This window comes from Nonomuraea sp. NPDC000554, from assembly GCF_040300065.1.
In the GTDB taxonomy this organism is placed as follows: domain Bacteria; phylum Actinomycetota; class Actinomycetes; order Streptosporangiales; family Streptosporangiaceae; genus Nonomuraea.
Genome location: NZ_JBEPDC010000033.1, coordinates 55,825 through 72,634 on the forward strand (window position 1 = coordinate 55,825; position 16,810 = coordinate 72,634).

The following is a 16,810-nucleotide window of genomic DNA, read 5'->3' on the forward strand; positions in this document are numbered from 1 at the left end:
CCCGCCGCCTGCCCTGGGTGGCCCCTGGCCGTCAGGGGGCGGTCGGCGGGCGGTCGTGCAGGATGCGCTGGAAGAGCAGGTGGTCCTGCCAGACCCCGTTGATCGCCAGGTACCGGGGAGCCCGGCCGATCAGCTCGAACCCGGCCTTCGCCAGGACCCGCTGGGAGCCCACGTTGTGCACCAGGGTGCCCGCCTGGATCCGGTGCAGGCCGAGCTGCTCGTCCGCCACGTGCAGGACCGTCTGGACCGCCAGGGACGCGATGCCCCTGCCGTTGTACTCGCCGTCGACCCAGTAGCCCAGGTTGGCGTTGCGGAACGGCCCCATGACGATGCCCGACAGGGTCATGGTGCCGATCATCCGGTCGCCGTCGACAAGGATCCAGGGGACCAGCTGGCCCTGGCGCTGGGTCTCGACCATCTCCCTGATCCGCGCCCGCTGCCCCGCCAGGGTGAAGAACTCGGGCGCGCGGCGCGGCTCCCAGGGGAGCAGGTGCTCACGGTTGCGTTCGTAGGCCGCCAGCACCGCCTCCGCATCGCCCTCGACGACGGGACGCAGCAGGATGCCGTCCTTGAGCGGCGTCGCTTCTGTGATCATGCTCCCACTCTAGGGGCGGTGCGGCCGATGGCCTCGGCGACCGAGGTGAGGCCGTGCCGCCTGACCCGGCGGGCCAACTGCCGGTGGATGCGCGAGGCCCACAGCGGGCCGCCGTAGATCCAGCCGGTGTAGCCCTGCACCAGGGTCGCGCCCGCCAGCAGGCGCTCCCAGACGTCGTCGACGTCCTCGACGCCGCCGACCGACACCAGCGTGATCCGGTCGCCCACCCGGGCGCGCAGGCGGCGCAGGACCTCCATCGAGCGCGCCTTCAACGGCCGCCCCGACAGGCCGCCCGTCTCGCCGCCGTGCCTGATCGTGGTGTTGGTCGCGATGATGCCGTCGAGCCCCAGCTCCAGCGCCAGGTCGGCGACGGCGTCGACGTCCTCGTCGGCGAGGTCCGGGGCGATCTTGACGAGCAGCGGAGTACGCCGGGGAGTGCCGTCGGCGACCTCCTTGACCGTGGCGAGCAGCGGGCGCAGCAGCTCGACCGCCTGTAGGTTGCGCAGCCCCGGCGTGTTCGGCGAGCTGACGTTGACCACCAGGTAGTCGGCGAGCGGCGCGAGCTCCTTGGCGCTGGCCGCGTAGTCGGCCGCCGCCTCGGACTCCGGCACCACCTTGGTCTTGCCGATGTTGACCCCGACCACCACCGGCACCCCGCGGACGCGGCGCAGGCGGCGCGCGGCGGCCGCGGCCCCGGCGTTGTTGAAGCCCATCCGGTTGATGATCGCCCGCTGCGACACCAGCCTGAACAGGCGCGGACGCGGATTGCCCGGCTGGCCGTGCGCGGTGAGGGTGCCGACCTCGACGTGGCCGAAGCCGAGCGCGGCGATGCCCTCGGCGCAGGCGGCGTCCTTGTCGAACCCGGCCGCGAGCCCGAGCGGCCCGGGGAAGTGCACGCCGAACGCGCTGACCCGAAGCGCCGGGTCGCGCGGCGCGAGCGCCCGGTACAGCAGCCGCTTGACCAGCGGCAGCGACGAGAGGACCGCGAAGGCCCTGACAGTGAGATGGTGCACGGCCTCGGCGTCGAAACGCCGCAAGACCTGCGAGAACACGAGGCGATACATCAGACTCAGGCTACCAAGCCGGCTTCGTGCGCGATGATCGCGGCCTGCACCCGGTTGCGCACGTCCAGCCGGGTCAGGATGGTGCTGACGTACGCCTTCACCGTGCCCTCCACGATGTGCAGCCTGCGGGCGATCTCCGCGTTCGACAGCCCGGCGCCGAGCAGGGCCAGCACCTCGCGTTCCCGCTCGGTCAGGGCCGCGACGCGGTCGCGGGCGGCGGCTCCGCGCGCCATCCGGCCGCCCGCCAGCTGCGCGATGACCCGCTGGGCCACCTTCGGCGACAGGTACGCCGCGCCCTCGGCGACCGCGTGGACCCCGGCGATCAGCTCGCGGGGGTCGCCCGCCTTGAGCAGGAAGCCGCCGGCCCCCACTTCCAGCGCTTTGGCGATGTAGTCGTCCTCGCCGAAGGTGGTCAGCATCACCACGGACGTGCCCGGCGCGGCCCTGCGGATCTCGGCCGCGGCGGCGAGGCCGTCGAGCTTCGGCATCCGGATGTCGAGCAGCGCGACGTCCGGGTGGTGGCTGATGGCCAGGTCGACCGCCTCCCTGCCGTCGGCGGCCTCGGCGACCACGTCCAGCTCCGGGTCGGAGGCGAGGATGGCGCGGACTCCGGCGCGGATCATGGCTTCGTCGTCGGCGAGGAGTATGCGGATCACCCCTCTATAGTGGCCGACGTGGCACAGGTGAAAATCTACGGGCGCCGCGACGTGTGGGCGGGCCGGCAGCGCGAGGTGTCCGACTGGCTGCACTCGTGCCTGGTGAGCGCGTGGGGGCTGCCGGAGGACAAGCGGTTCCACCGGTTCCTGCTGCTGGACGCCGACGACCTGGTCTGCCCGATGCGGAGCGAGAACTACCTGATCATCGAGGTGGTCTGCTTCACCGGCCGCAGCGACGACGCGAAGCGCGCGCTGATCCGGGCCGTCTACGAGAAATCCGGGTACGTGGCCGAAGACATCGAGATCACCATCATCGAGATGCCCAAGGTCAACTGGGGCATCCGCGGGGTCCCCGCCGACGAGCTGGCGCTGCCGTACACCGTCGAGGTGTAGCCGCTCCGCCGCTCCCCCACCGACCAGCAGCAGAGGCAGCGCTGAGCGGGCGGTATGGTCCGACTCATGAGCACTCACTATGACGTCGTCGTTCTCGGCGCGGGTCCGGGAGGATACACGGCCGCGGTCCGCGCCGCCCAGCTCGGGCTGCGCGCAGCGGTCATCGAGGAGAAGTACTGGGGTGGCGTCTGCCTGAACGTGGGCTGCATCCCGTCCAAGGCGCTGCTGCGCAACGCCGAGCTGGCCCACATCTTCAACAACGAGGCCAAGACCTTCGGCATCAGCGGCCAGGTCAGCTTCGACTACGGCGCGGCCTTCACGCGCAGCCGCAAGGTGGCTGACGGCCGGGTCAAGGGCGTGCACTACCTGATGAAGAAGAACGCCATCACGGAGTACGACGGCCGCGGCACCTTCCTGGACGCCAACACGATCCAGGTGAACGGCGAGACGATCACCTTCGCCAACTGCATCATCGCCACCGGCGCCTCGACCCGGCTGATCCCCGGCACGTCGCTGTCGGAGCGGGTGGTGACGTACAAGGAGCAGATCCTGTCGGACCAGCTCCCGGCCAGCATCATCATCGCGGGCGCGGGCGCGATCGGCGTGGAGTTCGCGTACGTCCTGCACAACTACGGCGTCAAGGTGACGATCGTGGAGTTCCTCGACCGCATGGTGCCGCTGGAGGACGAGGAGGTCTCGGTCGAGCTGGCCAAGCGCTACAAGCGGCTCGGCATCGAGGTTCTCACCTCGACCCGGGTGGAGAACATCGAGGACACCGGCGCCTCCGTCAAGGTCACGGTCACCCGCGACCAGCAGCAGCAGGTCCTGGAAGCCGACAAGGTGCTGCAGGCGATCGGCTTCCAGCCGCGCGTCGACGGCTACGGGCTGGAGAAGACCGGCGTCGCGCTCACCGACAGGGGCGCCATCCAGGTCGACGGCCGGGGCCGCACCAACGTGCCGCACATCTACGCCATCGGCGACGTCACGGCCAAGCTGATGCTCGCGCACGCCGCCGAGTCGATGGGCGTCATCGCCGCCGAGACCATCGCGGGCGCCGAGACCATGGAGCTGGACTTCGCGATGATTCCGCGCGCGACGTACTGCCAGCCGCAGGTGGCCAGCTTCGGCTACACCGAGGCGCAGGCCCGCGACCTGGGCTACGACGTCAAGGTGGTCAAGTTCCCGTTCACGGCGAACGGCAAGGCCCACGGCCTCGGCGACGCGGTGGGCTTCGTCAAGCTCATCAGCGACAACCAGTACGGCGAGCTGCTCGGCGGCCACCTGATCGGGCCCGAGGTCACCGAGCTGCTGCCCGAGCTGACGCTGGCGCAGCAGTGGGACCTCACCGTGCACGAGGTCGCCCGCAATGTGCACGCCCACCCGACGCTTGGTGAGGCGGTCAAGGAGGCGATCCACGGCCTCGCGGGGCACATGATCAACATGTGAGCCGCCCGCGTGATCGGTACGGCGCGGGCCGTACCGATCACCGCCAGAAGTACAGCCCCGCGACCAGCAGCAGCAGGCTGATCACGGACGAGACGGTGCGCAGCGTGTTCCAGCGCGTCCAGCGAGGCGAGAACCCCTGCCACTGCACCTCCCCCGCCTCCAGCGCGTTGTTCAGCGGCACGTTGACGGCGCCCGTCACCATGAGCGAGCCCACGAAGTAGACCGCTCCGGCGGCGAAGAACGCGACGGCCGCGCCGGTCTGCCCGAGTGGCAGCACGAGCCCCCCTGCGGCGACGGACGCGACCGGGGCCAGCACGAAGGCCGACAGGAACCGCGGATTGAGGATCTTCCTGTTCATGCTGCGCATGGACTCTGCCGCCTGATCTGCGGCGACCGCGTCGAGGCCGGGCACGACGGACGTGGAGAAGGCGTGGAAGGCGCCCGCCATGAGGCCGTTCAGCACGATGGCGAGGGCTGCGGCGATCAGCGCCAGAACCGAGAGCATGCCCACATGATCCCCCTAATGTCCGGTTCTTGCATTGTTTTATCCGCGTGTATAACTTTATCCGCATGGATAAGAATCTCTGGAGCCTGGTCCGCGCCCTCTTCGTCGTCATGCTGGCGATCTCGGTCGCGGCGCTCGCCGTCGCCGCGGTGGTCGGCGGCAACTGGGTGGTGTGGCTGCGCGGCGGGGCGGTCGCCGCCGCGTCCGCCTGGCTGGTCGCGCTCTCCGGGCAGGCCGCCGGCGGCAGGCGGGCGGCCTACGTCCGCATCCGGTTCATCTCCACCGTCGCGCCCCTCGGGATCATCCTGATCCTGGTCGCGCCGGACAGCGGCTATCCGCTGTGGATGAAGGTGGAGCAAGGCGTCATCGGGGTCGTCCTCGCCGCCGTCGCCGTCCTCGTCAACCGCCGAGCCGTACGGCAGGCGTTCCCCAAGCGTGGCAAGCTAGGCTGACGTGGAGATGCCCGCACGCCGCCACGCGGCCACCGAGGCGCGCAAGGCGCAGATCGCCGCCGCCACGATCGCCGTCCTCGCCGATCGCGGCTACGCCGCCACCACCTTCGAGGCCATCTGCGAGCAGGCGGGGCTCAGCAGCAAGCGGCTCATCACCTACCACTTCTCCAGCAAGGACGAGCTGTTCGCGGCCGTGGTGCGACAGGTCGTCACGGACGCGGCGGCGTTCATGCGGCCCGCGCTCGACGCGGCCGAGGGCGCCCGGGCCCAGCTCGAGGCGTACATCAGGGCGAACGTGGCGTTCATCGCCGCGCACCCCGACCACGTGCGCGCGGTGCAGCAGATCGCCTTCAACACCACGCCCGTCGGCCAGGACGAGAGCGAGGCCGCCGTCGACCGGCTGGCGCGGCTGTTCGACGACGGCCGGCGCACCGGGTCGTTCCGCCGGTTCGACTCGCGGATGATGGCCTCCACGCTGCGCGCGGCGCTCGACGCGGCGGCCGACCGGCTGGTCGACGGCGTGGACCCGCAGCTGTGCGCGGACGAACTCGCCGAGACGTTCGACCGCGCGACCCGGCCCTAGCGGCTGATTCCTGGATCAGGTCCGGAGCCAGATGACCAGGGCGGCGAGGGTGACGGTGCCAAGGTAGACGTAGGCGCGAGCGGGGTCCCACGCCGTTCCCCCTTGTACGGGCGACGGGCTGCCCCGCCCGTACAAGGCAAGGAAAGCCCCGCACGGGCGGGGCGGCCCATGCGGGGTGGCTCGCTGGGGTGAGCCCTTCCTCCTGCGGAAGCTACTTCTTGACCGGCAGGATGTCGCCGCTCCAGGACTTGGCCGCGGCGCTGTAGACCGAGGCCGCCTCACCGTCGAAGTAGGCGCTGATGATGGTGTCGATCCGGTTGTTGCCGTCGGTGTCGAGGAAGCCGCCCGTCACACCGTTGACGTACCCCAGGCGCTTGGCGTTGCTGTACTTCAGCAGCCAAGGTCCGCCGTCGGCCCCCGGCGTCATGCTGCAGCGGAGCGCGACGTTCTCCTCGATGCGGTACTTCGGCCACGTCACGTTCTTCGCGCTCGTCTTGCCGTAGCACGTCTTGGGGGTGACGCCGGTCCACGACTTGGCGCCGTCGGGGTGCGCGGCGTACGGGTAGCCGAAGACCCTGATCGGGGACTTGGCAACCGGCTGGTTGTAGGCGAAACCCTGACCGCCGACTGCGTCGCCCAGGCGGCCGGTGGACACCAGGCCGCCCTCTCGGACGAAGTACTGCTCGACGTAGTAGATGGTCTTGGCGCTGGACTTGACCCACTTGAGCAGCCAGTAGGTGGTCTTCTTCCACCCGATGACGTTGGCGCCGTCCTTGACCTCCTCCAGCTTGCCGGGGAAGTTGCCGTTGGCCTTCTCCTTGCTGAGGCGCTCGAACTCCTCCTTGGAGATGGGCAGCGTCTCCGAGCGGAACTGCGAGTTGTTCTCGTAGTCCTTCTTGGCCGAGCTGTAGGCGCCTTCGGTGACCTCGTAGGTGACCGCCTTGACGCCGTCCTTGCCGTCGGCCGTCAGGTACGGCTTGAGCGTGTCGTCGTTCTTGACCTCGGCGGGCTTGGCGACCGTCTCGGTCTTGGAGTCGACGATCTTGGACTTGAACGGGCCGTCCTTGCCGTACTTCTGCACGCCCGCGTCGTACTCCGCCTGGGTGATCTCCTTGTCCGTCACCCACTTGTCGCCGACGAACTTGTCGAACTCCGCCTTGTCGACCTGCGAGGTCTTGCCGTCGGCGAAGTTCAGCCCGTTGTAGACGGTGACGAAGGCGTAGTTACGGTCGCCGTCCTCGTAGTTGGCGTAGTCGTAGTGCATGAAGGCCGTCTTGCCGACGAAGATGCCGAACGGCGTCTTGCCCTGGTAGTAGGCCGGGACGAAGACCCACTTGTCCATGACGTGGCCGTTGGCCGCCTCGTCGTAGACGCAGCTGCCGGCCGTGGCGACCAGGTTGCGGTACTGCGACTGGATCGAGGTGGCCGAGCACCACCGCTGCTCGCCCTTGCCGTCGACGAAGAAGACCTTGCCGATGGTGCGGGGGAAGTTGACGTTCTGGCTCTTGACCGCCGTCTTCTTCTCCTCGCCGATCGGCGCGACGACGCCGGGCTTGCCGTCGGCGCTGTAGCCGCCCTTCATGACGGCGCCGCCGGCCTTGTAGTCCCAGGTGAGCGCGGTGGCCTGCTTGAGCGCCGCGTTGTTGGAGGCCGTCCAGAACTTCAGGACCTCCGACACCTCCTTGGCGTCCTTGGCCAGCTGCTCCTGCGCGGGGTCGGAGGCGGTGGCCGCGAGGGCGGGGGTGGTGGCCAGACCAGCGGCGAGGAGGAACCCGCCGGCCGCGATGAGGGTGCGCTTCATTTACTTATAACTCCTAGGTCGGACGAGGAACGCTTTTTGCGCCCCTTTCGTCGGAGAGGAACGACGGAGAACTTACACGCCACCACCGATAAAGCCAACTTATTTCGCAAAATCGACGTTTCCTCAGGCCAGAGCCCATAAAAAAAGGAAGGCACGCCTTTATGAAAAGGCGTGCCCTCATCCCTTTGTTGACGTCGTTCAGCGCAATTAGCCTCCCCGAGCGAGAAGTCGACGAGGATGTTCTACCGCGACCCTTAAAACGAATCTTCGACGCCCAGGTCGGCGGCCATCTCAAGGCCGGGCGGGCGGTACTTTCCCAGGTCGAGCCGCATTGAAGGTGCGTTTAACGTAATATGCGAGTTTGCGTGATCCACTTGGTTATACCTCGGGGGCGACTGTGACTGTGTGGCGTGTTGACCTGCTAGGACAGGTGCGTTTGCGAGACTCAATCGGCCGCGAGGCCCCGACCGGGACACCTCAACAGCGGGCCGTCCTGGCGATGCTCGCCATGCGCGCGGGCGAGTTCGTGCCCTCTTCCGACCTGCTCGACGGCATCTTCGGAAACGATCCACCGCGTACGGCGGCCGCCACCATCTCCACCTACGTGGGAAGGCTGCGCCGGGTCCTCGACCGCGAGGTGCTCGCCTCGATGCCCGGCGGCTACCAGCTCAACATCGTGCCCGAGCATGTCGACGTGAACAGGCTCGCCGAGCTCACCGCCGCCGCGACCAGGTCACAACCGGCGGAGGCGCTGGAGCTCTACCGCGAGGGCGAGGCGCTCTGGCGTGGAGAGGCGCTGGCCGGCAGCGGCGGGCCGTACGTGGAGAGACAGCGGGCGGCGCTCACCGAGCGGCGCCTGGCCGCCTGGGTGGCCCGTCTGGAGCTGGAGCTCGACCTGGGCGAGTACGCGTCCATCGCCGCCGAGCTGCAGGGCTCCGTGGAGGCGCACCCGTATCGCGAGCGGCTGCACGCCATCCACATGCTCGCTCTCTACCGCCTGGACAGGCAGGGCGAGGCGCTGACGGTCTACGAGCGGGTCAGGCAGACACTCGCCGACGAGCTCGGGATCGATCCAGGGCCCGAGCTGGCCGAGCTGCACACCGCCATACTCAAGGCCGACCCGTCGCTGAACGTGGTCCGGCAGGTCCAGGTCGGCGGTGCGCACCCCGCCCAGCTGCCCGCCGACACCGCCGACTTCACCGGACGCGCGGATGTGATGGCCGACATCACCTCACGGCTGAGCGACGCGGGACGTAGCGCCTACACGCTGGTGGCGATCTCCGGTATGGGCGGGATCGGCAAGACGACCCTGGCCGTCCATGCCGCGCACACCGTACGCCAGCTCTTCCCCGACGGGCAGTTCTATGTGGACCTGCACGGGCTGTCGTCCGCCGAGGTACTCGCGCGGTTCATCGTGACGCTCGGCGGCTCGCTGGACAGCATGCCCGAGTCGGAGGACGAGCGGGCGGCGCTCTACCGTTCGCTGACGGCCGACCGGCGGCTGCTCGTGGTCCTCGACAACGCCCGCGACCAGGCCCAGATCCGCACTCTGCTACCCGGCTCCGCCACCTGCGCCACGCTGGTCACCTCCCGGGTCATGCAGACACAGCTGCCCTCCGCCCACCACGTCGTCCTCGACGTCATGGCGGAGGAAGAGGCCCTGGACCTGCTGGCCGCGATCGTCGGGCCCGCCAGGGTCGCCGCCGAACGCGAGGACGCACAGCGGCTGGTCGCCGAATGCGGCCTGCTGCCGCTGGCAATCCGCTTGGCGGCGGGCCGGCTGCTCGCGCGTCCCTCCTGGCGGCTGGCCCACGTGGTGGACCGGCTGCGCGGCCTGGACGAGCTGCGCGCCAGCTTCGCCCTGTCGCGCGCCCAGTTGACCGAGCGGGAGCACACCGCTCTGCGGCTGCTGGCCGCCTGCGATGCGCCCGAGCTGACCCTGGCGACCTGCGCGGCCGCTCTCGGCGTGCCGGAGCGCGAGGCGGAGGAGGTCGCGGAGCGTCTGGTCGACCGCGCGCTGCTGAGCTCGCCCGAGCCGGGCGTCTACCGCTTCCAGCGCCTGGTCCGGCTGTTCGCGAGGGAGCAGGCGACGCAGCCCGTGGCGGCCACGGGCGTGTGCTGGCCCTAGCCTGGCGGCGGGCCGCGTTCCAAGCACGTTCCAACCGGCTCCCAGTGATCGGCAAGAGCGGCCGGGTCTAATCGAGAGCGTTCCACGAACCAGTCTGTGACAGGAGATTCACGTATGCGCACGATCAAGCGTTTCGCCGCGGTCCTGGCGGCCACCGCCGTCACGGTGACCACCTTCGGCCTGCTGTCCGCCCCCGCGCAGGCCATGGCGCCGCAGTACTACGCCTGCAAGATCGACGGCAAGTGGATGTTCTGCCAGGACGCGCCGCGCTGACCCCCTCAGGAACGCGCCCCGGACCTGCCCGCACGGGCGTCCGGGGCGTCGTCGTCTGTTCCTTGACGATCCCGTCGGCCTTGACAAATTTTTTTGTCGGTGAGAGGGTCATTCTCGCAACGCCCGATGGAGGAGGAAGAGATGACCACCCTGAACGTTCCCGGCGCCACCCTCTACTACGAGGTCCAGGGCACCGGCCCCGTGCTGCTGATGATCCCCGGCGGCCCCACCGACGCCGGCATCTTCGCCGGTCTGGCCGCGACGCTGGCCGACCGCTACACGGTCGTCGCGTACGACCCGCGCGGCAACTCGCGCAGCGTCTCCGACGACCCGTCCAAGGACCAGGACATCGACGTGCACGGCGACGACGCCGCGGCCCTCCTCGCCGCCCTCACCAGCGAGCCCGCGTACGTCCTCGGCAGCAGCGGCGGCGCCCAGATCGGGCTCAACCTGGCCGCCAGGCACCCGGAGCGCGTCCGCGCCCTGGTCGCGCACGAGCCGCCCTGCGTCCGGCTGCTGCCCGATGCCGCCGAGCTTCAGGCCGCCATGGAGGGGGTCTACGAGACCTACCGCAGCCAGGGTGTGGAGGCCGGGATGAAGGCGTTCGAGAAGACCATCGGCATGGACTCCACCGACATGGAGCAGCCGCAGTTCGAGCCGACCCCCGAGATGCTGGAAGGCTGGGCCCGCATCGGCGGCAACCTCGAGTTCTTCCTGGCCCACGGTGTCCGCCCGATCAGCGGCTACGTCCCCGACGTCGAGACGCTGCGCGAGGGCACGCCCAGGGTCACCGCGGGGATCGGCGGAACCTCGGCCGCCCACCAGATCGCCTACCGCTCGGCCGTCGCGCTGGCGGAGCGGCTCGGCACCGAGCCGGTGACCTTTCCTGGCGACCACGGCGGCTACGGCGCACACCCCGGCGAGTTCGCCGACGTCCTGCACAAGACCTTCACGTCCTGACCCGACGGGCCGGACCCGACGGAACGGGCCGGACCCGGCGGAACGCGACGGACCGCGGGCCCTTCCCGCCCGCGGTCCGCACACAGAACCACCGTCAGGAGCCGATCTTCCGGTCGGCCCAGTCGCGGACGCTCGAGAAGAACGCGGGAGCCGTGCGCTGGAGGTTGAGACAGTGCCCCGCCTCCGGCACCACCACGGCCTCGACCTGCGCCGCGGCGCCGTACCAGGGCGACTCCTGGGCGAGGAGCGCGGCGGAGCTGGAGCAGTCGGAGCCCGTCCCGCCGCAGATCAGCCGGTCGTACCGGCCGACGGCGATCAGGACGGGAGCCTTGATGAGCTTGTACTCCTCAGGCGTCGGATACGCGTCGAAGGGCGGGAACACGTCGGCCTCCTTGGCCGCCTCGTCCCTGGCGATGGTGGAGGGGGCCATGGCCGGCCGGTGGAAGAAGAAGTCCGCGCGCGAGCCCGGCCTGGTGGTGACGTAGCCGTCGTCGAGCCCACGCCCCGCGAACCGGGGGTCGCGGTTGGCCTGGTGGATCTGCTTCCCGAACTCCTCGAACGCGGCGTCGTTCTGCCTGGTCGCCACGCCCGTGAGGACGACGCCGTCCACGACCTCGGGGTGGTCGACGGCGACCTTGGTGGCGACCGCGGCCCCCAGCGAGTGGCCGACCACGACGGTGCGCTCGAAGCCGCGTCCGCCGACGCGCCCGTCACGTAGCCCGCGCAGCAGCTGGTAGACCGTCTCGGGGTGGGTCTCGTTCCGGAAGCTGCCGCTCGGCGGATGGGAGCTGCGCCCGGTGCCCAGCCGGTCGATCGCCAACGTGGCGTACCCGGCCCGGGTCATCGCCTCGACGTACGAGGGGCTGCGCGGCGCTGGACGCGACGACCAGTACGCCTGCCCGTACGTACCGCCGGCAACGAGGAGTTGCACGGTGGCCGGCTGGCGTCCCCGGGGCGTGCACAGGGTGCCGGCGACGCGCTGGTCGGCAGGCCCACCGGCCGCCATGGAGACCTTGACCGTGACCTGCCCGCACTGCGGCTCCGTGGCGCCGGCCTGCGCCGGGGCCGCGGGGGCGAGCGCCAGGAGGCCGGCCATCAGGGGGACGAACATCGCGCTGATCTCTCCCGAATCTCGCTTAGGCCGGACAGATCCGGCCTACAAACTCCGTACGGCGTACGACAATAGCAGAGATCTCTGTACGCCGTACGGATTTACCGGCACGCGACAATGGAGCGGTGACGACGGAGTACAGCGGCTCCGGCGACGCCCGGCGCACCCTGGAACTGCTCTGGGGCGTCCAGCCCCAGCCGCGACGCGGGCCGAAGCCCAAGCTGACGGCGCGCCGGATCGTCGAGGCGGCGATCACGGTGGCCGACGCCGAAGGGCTGGCCGCGCTGTCCATGCGCAGGGTCGCCGAAGAGCTCTCCGTGGCGGCGATGTCGCTCTACACCTACGTGCCCAGCAAGGCCGAGCTCATCGACCTGATGCTCGACACCGTCCAGGCGGAACTGCCGCTCCTCGACGACCTGCCGGGCACCTGGAGGGAGCGCATGACCGCGTGGGCCAGGGCCTCGATGGCCTCCTACCACCGCCACCCGTGGGTGCTCCAGGTGAACACCGTGCACCCCCCGATGGGTCCTAACGAGATGACGTCGGCGGAGGCGGCGATGCGCGCGCTGACCGGAATCGGCCTGACGGACCACGAGGTGATGGCGCTGCGAGGCGCGATCGACGGCTACATCCGTGGAGTGGCCCGCTCCCTGGTCGACGCCGCCCAGGTCGAGGCGCGGACGGGCCTGAGCGACGAGGCCTGGGACGCGTCCCGCAACCCCTACCTGGAGAAGGTCATCACCCCTGACCGCTTCCCGATCATGACCCGCATGCACGCCGACGGGGTCTTCGAAAGCCCCCTGGACGTCTTCGACTTCGGCCTGCAACGCCTCCTCGACGGCGTGGAGGCCACACTGACGTCCCGCCGCGCACAGCCCTGAGCCGAGCGACTCGGAATCTGATCTTTCGTTTCCCCAAGAGGGACGGCCCTTCGCCGCTAGGCTTCACGCCTTGTGGCTGAAGCCAGAAAAGGGAAAAGTCAAGAAAGAGGCGGATTCATATGTTGATCGCCCTCGGCGTGGTCGCCGCGCTGGTCATCGGCGTCGTCCTGTGGTGGAAGTTCCGTGACCCGCTCAGAGGCGAGGACTTCTACAAGTTCCACGTGGAACGCAAGTGGGCCTGGGAGCTCTTACTCACCGACGAGCAGGAGCGCGCCTTCATGGCCGGGCTCGAGGCCTACGACAACGAGAGCACGGTGTACCCGCATCGGGAGGCTGGGGCGCTGCGGGTCTATGAGCCGTCGATGCTCGTCTCGCTGTTCGGGCTCGCCGAGCAGTTCGCCGCGATGGGCCCGGCGGCGCTCGCGGATCCGGAGGGCGCGGTACGGCACCTGATCGGCCGCGCCGCGCAGCAGGAGGCCGGAGGCGTCCTCCACCTCGACGACGACTGGATGGCGGCGCTTCCCGTCGACGGCATGGACAAGTACGACTTCACCTCCAACATGATGTCGGCGACGCACGCACAAGGCGTCGACGGCGGCATCGGCGGCTATGGGGACGAGGACGGCGGCTACGGCATGCTCACCGTGCTCACGGAGATGCCGGAGCACGTCCGGGCGATGTACGACGAGGCGCACAGCCACGCCTCGCCCGGCGAGATCCGCAACCGCCTCGACATCTACAAGGCGGTGATCGAGGAGCCTGAGCCCGATTTCGTCGCGGGGCTCGAGCGCGCCGACGCCGAGCAGAGCCGCTTCACGAACACGCTGATGTACGACTACGGCCGAGTGCTCGCCAGGTACCAGCTGATCCGTCCGCAGATGCAGTACGCCCAGCCCGCGGACGTCATGTCCGCCGCCATGGCGCAGATGCTCGCAGAGCAGCTGCCCGGCATCACCTGGACACGGCAGCCGTTGCCGGAGCAGCACCAGCGGGCCATGGAGCTGATCTCGACCCGCGGCTGACGGGGTACGGGCCTCAGCGCCGCCGGAACCTGCCCCTGAGGACCCGTACGTCCGCGGCCTCGCCCGCCAGCTCGATCCCCCACCTGACCGCCTGCCTCAGCGACGGTTCCTGGGCGTGGTAAGCCCTGTCGGCCGACCACCACCACGCCTTCTCCCGGCGCGGCTCGGGGGCCAGCCCGGCCGCCGCCAGCCCCGCCGGGTGCCCCGCCCGCTGCCAGAGCTCCTCCCACTGCCCGCGGCGCAGGCACAGGTAGAGCAGGCCGTTCAGCTCGCTGAGGACGCCGAGGTCGGGTACGGCCGCGCGGGACAGGTCCAGCGCGTACAGCCGCGGGCAGGACAGCAGCGGCGTCAGGTCCACGGGGTGCTCGGTGCGCAGTGCCAGCAGCCGCAGCGTGGGGTGGCCCTCCAGCGGCGCCAGGTCGATCGCGTCCATGGCCAGGTCGAGCAGTTCCACCGGAGTGTCGCGGAGCGGCGTCAGGTCCGCCCCCGGGCAGTTCTCCATCGTCACCCGCCACAGCATCGGCGCCCCGCGCACGGGCCCGAAGTCGACCCAGGGGGCGTTGCTCACTCTCAGGTGCTGGACCTGCGGGTGCATGCCCCGGACGGGAGCCGCGTCGGGGCCGGCGACCGTCAGCGAGCGGGACTCCTCGTGGGCGTACCGGTCCGGCTCCTCCATGTCGCCGAGGTCGATCCACAGCTCGCCCTGCTCGGCCAGGTAGGAACCGGCCCGCAGGGCGTCCACGTGCCGCCGCAGCAGGCTGGTCACCGAATCGGCGACGTAGACCGGGCCGTCGTCGTGGTTCCTGCCGATGCGGATGACCTGGCCGGGCCGTCCGCCCGGGCCGGGGGCCATGTCCACCGCCAGGAAGTCGCCGCCGGTGCTGGTGGCGAAGGGGATCCAGCACGGGTGGTCCGACGCCCGCCGGATCGCCAGCGGGGGGCCCACGTCGGCGACGAGCGGCTGGAGCAGGTGATGGCGCCAGCTGAAGCCGGACCACCACCGGTTCTCCGGACGGCTCTGGCTTTCCAGCAGTTCGAGGCTGAACCAGGGGTGCCGGTCCAGCAGGCCCTCACCGCCGTCGCCGTCGATCAGCGCGTACAGAGCACGCAGGTCGTCAGGGAGCGCCACGCCGTACCGGCGCCACAGCTGAGTCTCCAGCCAGGTGCGGTGCGCTTCGGGGATCGCGGGCGGCGGCGCGTACCTGTCCCTGCCCGGACCGCCCAGGATCCGGTCGCGTTCCCGTAAGTACGCGCCCAGCAGGGCGACGGCCTCCCTCGGGTCTCCCGCCGGCACGGCAGCCGACGGGCCCTGCTGAAACTCCGCGGGTTCGGCCGGCACCGCGTCGCGGTCGAGCACGTAGAGGAAGCCGTGCTCGCCGGTGGCTTCCAGCGACTCGCTGATCACCGCCTCGAACCGGCCCCTGGCCTCGACGACCAGCTCGATGGTGAGGTGACCGCTCGTCGCCCCGGTGAGGGTGTAGACGGCGGTCATCTCCGGATGCAGGTCGATGTCACCGCCGCCGTGCCCGGAGGGCTCGAACGTGAGGCCGCGGTGGCCGGACCCGTCGGGGCCTGTCGCGTACCCCCGCACCTCGGCCCGCCGCCAGCCCGCGGGCGCTCCGGCGGCGACCTTCTCGGCCATGGTGCGGAGCACGCCGGTGAGCTCGGACTCACGATCAACGGTCACGCGACCCACCTCGACCTCGGGAACGCGCCCCTTTCTACAGATGCGGGCCGATTCTCGATCATGCAGGCGTGCGCTACCGGGCCACGTACTCGGCCAGGATCTTGGCGGCGCCCCGCGGATCGTCCACGGAGTGCCGCTTGTTCGCGTTCTGCCAGGAGTAGAAGGCTCCGCCGTACCCGACGAAGACCCACACCGGCAGGCCGGGTTCAGGGCGGCGCACCATGAGGGCGCTGTAGTTGTCGCGCATCTCGGCGTGGACGCCGAACTCCGCGAGGTGGTCGCGGAGCCGTACGAGGTTGCGCTGCTCGTCGAACTGCGCCATGGCCGCCGCGGTGGCAGCCGTCATCCGGTTCACCCTTCACTCCTTCGGCCCGGCCGTTTGCGCCGGCATCCATCTCGTCCTGGCACTGCGCGTGAACATCGAGGTCAGGAGCGCAGGAACACGTGAAGAATCTCGTTGAACCGGTCCGGTTCCTCGCTGAACGGGGCGTGACCGCTGTTGTCGAACCGGGCCACCTGCGCCTGCGGCAACTGCTCGGCCAGCCAGGCGTCGAGCTTGCCTGGGAAGATCTTGCTGCGCGCGCCGTACATCAGCAGCGTCGGCACCGAGACCGAGGGCAGCACCGGGCGGAGGTCGGCGTAGGCCATGTCGTACCAGATCGACAGGGCCGCCGAGGTGCTCATCTTGGTGGTCTCGGCGTAGACCGCGTCGATCACCTCGTCCGGCGGCGTCTCGGCGAAGCACGCGGCGATGAACGGCTTGACCACGCTCGGCCGCGCGTATCGCACGCCCTGGGTGAAGACGGCGAGGTCGGTCGTGGAGTAGCCGCCGAGCAGCGGGAACTCCCAGTCGTCCGCGTCGAGGAACCGCGGCGACTGGTCGACGAACACCGCCGAGCGCACCAGGTCGCAGCCGAACTGCTGCACGTAGGACAGGATGACGGCGGTGCCCATCGACCACCCCACCAGGCACACGTCCGCCACCTGTAGGTGCGTCAGCAGGGTGCGCACGTCGCGGGCGTACTGGGCGAGCGTGTGGCCGTCGTCGGTCTTCCCGGACAGCCCGTGTCCGCGCAGGTCCACCGTGATGACCCGGTTGGCCTGGGCGAGCGGGCCCACGTTCTGCTGCCAGAAGGTGCTGTTCATCGTCCATCCGTGCAGGAGCAGCACGGCGGGCCCCGAACCGTGGTCCTCGTAGTACATCGGCACACCGTCCGGCAGTTCCAAGTACGGCATCTCGTCCTCCCCGCGCA

General features: G+C 70.0%; 18 protein-coding genes. 9 read left to right on the top strand and 9 right to left on the bottom strand.

Translation table 11 applies throughout. The annotated features are described in order from the left end of the window. Positions 1–31 precede the first annotated feature (31 nt). From ABT294_RS42255 to ABT294_RS42265, 3 genes are read right to left on the bottom strand one after another with little or no spacing between them, the layout of a single operon-like run. On the bottom strand, positions 32–595 hold the full coding sequence (locus ABT294_RS42255; RefSeq protein WP_350812098.1) for a GNAT family N-acetyltransferase: 564 nt from the start codon (positions 593–595) through the stop codon (positions 32–34). Beyond that, positions 592–1,659 carry a quinone-dependent dihydroorotate dehydrogenase gene (locus ABT294_RS42260; RefSeq protein WP_350812099.1) on the bottom strand — a complete coding sequence of 356 codons (1,068 nt, stop codon included), beginning with the start codon at positions 1,657–1,659 and terminating at the stop codon, positions 592–594. Before ABT294_RS42260 ends, ABT294_RS42255 begins: the two co-directional genes overlap by 4 nt. 5 nt (positions 1,660–1,664) lie before the next feature. Continuing rightward, a complete protein-coding gene (locus ABT294_RS42265; protein ID WP_350812100.1) occupies positions 1,665–2,315 on the bottom strand; it encodes a response regulator in 651 nt (216 codons plus the stop codon). A gap of 18 nt (positions 2,316–2,333) precedes the next feature. On the opposite strand from ABT294_RS42265, the gene ABT294_RS42270 reads away from it, so the two are divergent. Together ABT294_RS42270 and lpdA are read left to right on the top strand one after the other, a co-directional pair. Then, positions 2,334–2,708, top strand: coding sequence for a tautomerase family protein (locus tag ABT294_RS42270; RefSeq protein ID WP_350812101.1), 375 nt, complete (start codon positions 2,334–2,336; stop codon positions 2,706–2,708). A gap of 66 nt (positions 2,709–2,774) precedes the next feature. Beyond that, positions 2,775–4,154, top strand: coding sequence for a dihydrolipoyl dehydrogenase (gene lpdA, locus ABT294_RS42275; RefSeq protein WP_350812102.1), 1,380 nt, complete (start codon positions 2,775–2,777; stop codon positions 4,152–4,154). Positions 4,155–4,191: 37 nt separating this feature from the next. Here lpdA and ABT294_RS42280 read toward each other — a convergent pair whose 3' ends face one another. Then, positions 4,192–4,659, bottom strand: coding sequence for an anthrone oxygenase family protein (locus ABT294_RS42280; protein WP_350812103.1), 468 nt, complete (start codon positions 4,657–4,659; stop codon positions 4,192–4,194). A 65-nt stretch (positions 4,660–4,724) separates the two neighbouring features. Between ABT294_RS42280 and ABT294_RS42285 the strand changes: the two genes are divergently transcribed. Then, a complete protein-coding gene (locus ABT294_RS42285) occupies positions 4,725–5,111 on the top strand; it encodes a hypothetical protein (protein WP_350812104.1) in 387 nt (128 codons plus the stop codon). A gap of 7 nt (positions 5,112–5,118) precedes the next feature. Continuing rightward, the gene (locus ABT294_RS42290; RefSeq protein WP_350812161.1) at positions 5,119–5,694 is read left to right on the top strand and encodes a TetR/AcrR family transcriptional regulator; all 576 of its coding nucleotides are present in this window, start codon (positions 5,119–5,121) and stop codon (positions 5,692–5,694) included. 211 nt (positions 5,695–5,905) lie between these two features. Here ABT294_RS42290 and ABT294_RS42295 read toward each other — a convergent pair whose 3' ends face one another. After that, positions 5,906–7,495, bottom strand: coding sequence for a trypsin-like serine peptidase (locus ABT294_RS42295; protein WP_350812105.1), 1,590 nt, complete (start codon positions 7,493–7,495; stop codon positions 5,906–5,908). 436 nt (positions 7,496–7,931) lie between these two features. Here ABT294_RS42295 and ABT294_RS42300 point away from each other — a divergent pair, with 436 nt between their 5' ends. From ABT294_RS42300 to ABT294_RS42310, 3 genes are all read left to right on the top strand, one after another. Beyond that, positions 7,932–9,623 carry an AfsR/SARP family transcriptional regulator gene (locus ABT294_RS42300; RefSeq protein WP_350812106.1) on the top strand — a complete coding sequence of 564 codons (1,692 nt, stop codon included), beginning with the start codon at positions 7,932–7,934 and terminating at the stop codon, positions 9,621–9,623. Between the two features lie 114 nt (positions 9,624–9,737). Then, on the top strand, positions 9,738–9,896 hold the full coding sequence (locus tag ABT294_RS42305) for a hypothetical protein (RefSeq protein WP_350812107.1): 159 nt from the start codon (positions 9,738–9,740) through the stop codon (positions 9,894–9,896). A 141-nt stretch (positions 9,897–10,037) separates the two neighbouring features. Then, positions 10,038–10,856, top strand: a complete 819-nt coding sequence (locus ABT294_RS42310; RefSeq protein WP_350812108.1) for an alpha/beta hydrolase — start codon at positions 10,038–10,040, stop codon at positions 10,854–10,856. 94 nt (positions 10,857–10,950) lie between these two features. Here ABT294_RS42310 and ABT294_RS42315 read toward each other — a convergent pair whose 3' ends face one another. Then, positions 10,951–11,967: an alpha/beta fold hydrolase gene (locus ABT294_RS42315; protein ID WP_350812109.1), complete on the bottom strand. Its 1,017-nt coding sequence runs from the start codon at positions 11,965–11,967 to the stop codon at positions 10,951–10,953. 125 nt (positions 11,968–12,092) lie between these two features. On the opposite strand from ABT294_RS42315, the gene ABT294_RS42320 reads away from it, so the two are divergent. Both ABT294_RS42320 and ABT294_RS42325 read left to right on the top strand, forming a co-directional pair. Continuing rightward, the gene (locus ABT294_RS42320; RefSeq protein WP_350812110.1) at positions 12,093–12,848 is read left to right on the top strand and encodes a TetR/AcrR family transcriptional regulator; all 756 of its coding nucleotides are present in this window, start codon (positions 12,093–12,095) and stop codon (positions 12,846–12,848) included. A gap of 119 nt (positions 12,849–12,967) precedes the next feature. Next, on the top strand, positions 12,968–13,870 hold the full coding sequence (locus ABT294_RS42325; RefSeq protein ID WP_350812111.1) for a hypothetical protein: 903 nt from the start codon (positions 12,968–12,970) through the stop codon (positions 13,868–13,870). Positions 13,871–13,883: 13 nt separating this feature from the next. Here the strand turns inward: ABT294_RS42325 and ABT294_RS42330 are convergent, their stop codons facing one another. The 3 genes from ABT294_RS42330 to ABT294_RS42340 all read right to left on the bottom strand — a co-directional run bounded on the left by ABT294_RS42330 (position 13,884) and on the right by ABT294_RS42340 (position 16,793). After that, entirely contained in the window at positions 13,884–15,557 is a 1,674-nt protein-coding gene (locus ABT294_RS42330) for an SMI1/KNR4 family protein (protein ID WP_350812112.1), read from the bottom strand. Between the two features lie 73 nt (positions 15,558–15,630). Further along, entirely contained in the window at positions 15,631–15,903 is a 273-nt protein-coding gene (locus tag ABT294_RS42335) for a hypothetical protein (RefSeq protein WP_350812113.1), read from the bottom strand. Between the two features lie 80 nt (positions 15,904–15,983). Then, the gene (locus ABT294_RS42340) at positions 15,984–16,793 is read right to left on the bottom strand and encodes an alpha/beta fold hydrolase (RefSeq protein WP_350812114.1); all 810 of its coding nucleotides are present in this window, start codon (positions 16,791–16,793) and stop codon (positions 15,984–15,986) included. Positions 16,794–16,810: the final 17 nt, after the last annotated feature.

Bases quoted from the DNA above. Each gene is read 5' to 3' on its own strand.
- ABT294_RS42280 (WP_350812103.1), bottom strand. From the start codon at position 4,659: ATGCTCTCGGTTCTGGCGCTGATCGCCGCAGCCCTCGCCATCGTGCTG.
- ABT294_RS42290 (WP_350812161.1), top strand. From the start codon at position 5,119: ATGCCCGCACGCCGCCACGCGGCCACCGAGGCGCGCAAGGCGCAGATC.
- ABT294_RS42315 (WP_350812109.1), bottom strand. From the start codon at position 11,967: ATGTTCGTCCCCCTGATGGCCGGCCTCCTGGCGCTCGCCCCCGCGGCC.
- ABT294_RS42310 (WP_350812108.1), top strand. From the start codon at position 10,038: ATGACCACCCTGAACGTTCCCGGCGCCACCCTCTACTACGAGGTCCAG.
- ABT294_RS42325 (WP_350812111.1), top strand. From the start codon at position 12,968: ATGTTGATCGCCCTCGGCGTGGTCGCCGCGCTGGTCATCGGCGTCGTC.
- ABT294_RS42255 (WP_350812098.1), bottom strand. From the start codon at position 595: ATGATCACAGAAGCGACGCCGCTCAAGGACGGCATCCTGCTGCGTCCC.
- ABT294_RS42295 (WP_350812105.1), bottom strand. From the start codon at position 7,495: ATGAAGCGCACCCTCATCGCGGCCGGCGGGTTCCTCCTCGCCGCTGGT.
- ABT294_RS42305 (WP_350812107.1), top strand. From the start codon at position 9,738: ATGCGCACGATCAAGCGTTTCGCCGCGGTCCTGGCGGCCACCGCCGTC.
- ABT294_RS42260 (WP_350812099.1), bottom strand. From the start codon at position 1,659: ATGTATCGCCTCGTGTTCTCGCAGGTCTTGCGGCGTTTCGACGCCGAG.
- ABT294_RS42335 (WP_350812113.1), bottom strand. From the start codon at position 15,903: ATGACGGCTGCCACCGCGGCGGCCATGGCGCAGTTCGACGAGCAGCGC.
- ABT294_RS42340 (WP_350812114.1), bottom strand. From the start codon at position 16,793: ATGCCGTACTTGGAACTGCCGGACGGTGTGCCGATGTACTACGAGGAC.
- lpdA (WP_350812102.1), top strand. From the start codon at position 2,775: ATGAGCACTCACTATGACGTCGTCGTTCTCGGCGCGGGTCCGGGAGGA.
- ABT294_RS42285 (WP_350812104.1), top strand. From the start codon at position 4,725: ATGGATAAGAATCTCTGGAGCCTGGTCCGCGCCCTCTTCGTCGTCATG.